We start from the raw sequence: 767 nt of genomic DNA, 5'->3' as shown, positions 1-767 counted from the left end.
CCGCGGCGGTCCCGGGTAACGATGACCGGGCGGCGGCCGACCCACGCCGTCTTGAAGTCGCCGGCCTTGGCGATCTCGCTCTCGTGGGCCACCCACACCCAGGTGCGGTGGAAGATCCGGTCCATCTCCCGCTCGAAAAGGACCGGGTCGGTGTACAGGGTGCCTGCGACGCGGTCGGAATCGACCAGCGAGCCGATGTCGGGGGTCGCGCTCATCGGACGGCCTCCGGCTCGGGCAGCGGACGGCCGAGACGCGCCTCGATCTTCATATAGCGCCACAGGCCGTGCTCGCCGACCTGGACCGTGCGGAAGAGGTTGCAGGCGGCGGCCACCGTCGGCTGGTCGACGACATCGGCCAGCACGTAACAGGTCCAGGGCCAGGAATCGGAGGGGCCGACCATGTGCTGGTCGTCGTCGATGGTGCCGAGGACGGTCACCCCGGGCAGCTCGTGGAGCTGGGTGAGCATGGTCGTGAAGCCGTCCCAGACGGACTTGCCCTGGCCGGTGGGCAGGTCGAAGAAGTTCTGGTTGACGCCAATGCAGAACAGCACGCGCAGCGGGGAATTCGAGGGTTGGGTCATGGAGGGTTCCTGTCTGTCAGAGGTAGCCGGGGAAGGGCTGGACGCCCATGAGGACCGCGCCCGCGCCGTCGTACATGCCCTCCTGCAGAAAGGCGTGCTGCGGCACGACCGAGGCGTCGCGCAGGTACCGCTGCATGGGGCTGCCGTCGGCGATGGCGGCGATGCCGCCGAGCTGATAGGCGGCGCG

1 protein-coding gene and 2 pseudogenes are annotated in these 767 nt (G+C 69.1%); all 3 read right to left on the bottom strand.

Annotation, left to right across the window (positions count from 1 at the left end; translation table 11 throughout):
• Positions 1-215, bottom strand: a pseudogene (locus CCN51_RS52250) (aromatic ring-hydroxylating dioxygenase subunit alpha); the annotation flags it as partial.
• A complete protein-coding gene (locus tag CCN51_RS52245) occupies positions 212-580 on the bottom strand; it encodes a hypothetical protein (RefSeq protein WP_014182265.1) in 369 nt (122 codons plus the stop codon). The gene CCN51_RS52245 and the pseudogene CCN51_RS52250, both read right to left, overlap by 4 nt.
• Positions 581-596: 16 nt before the next feature.
• Positions 597-767 (bottom strand): annotated as a pseudogene (locus tag CCN51_RS52240) (flavin-dependent monooxygenase); the annotation flags it as partial.

The organism is Streptomyces milbemycinicus (genome assembly GCF_002154605.1).
GTDB classification, from domain to species: domain Bacteria; phylum Actinomycetota; class Actinomycetes; order Streptomycetales; family Streptomycetaceae; genus Streptomyces; species Streptomyces milbemycinicus.
Note: the sequence above shows the minus strand (reverse complement) of the source record. Positions and strands in the feature narration are given on the sequence as shown.

Coding starts and splice junctions, on each gene's coding strand:
- CCN51_RS52245 (WP_014182265.1), bottom strand. CDS start 580: ATGACCCAACCCTCGAATTCCCCGCTGCGCGTGCTGTTCTGCATTGGC.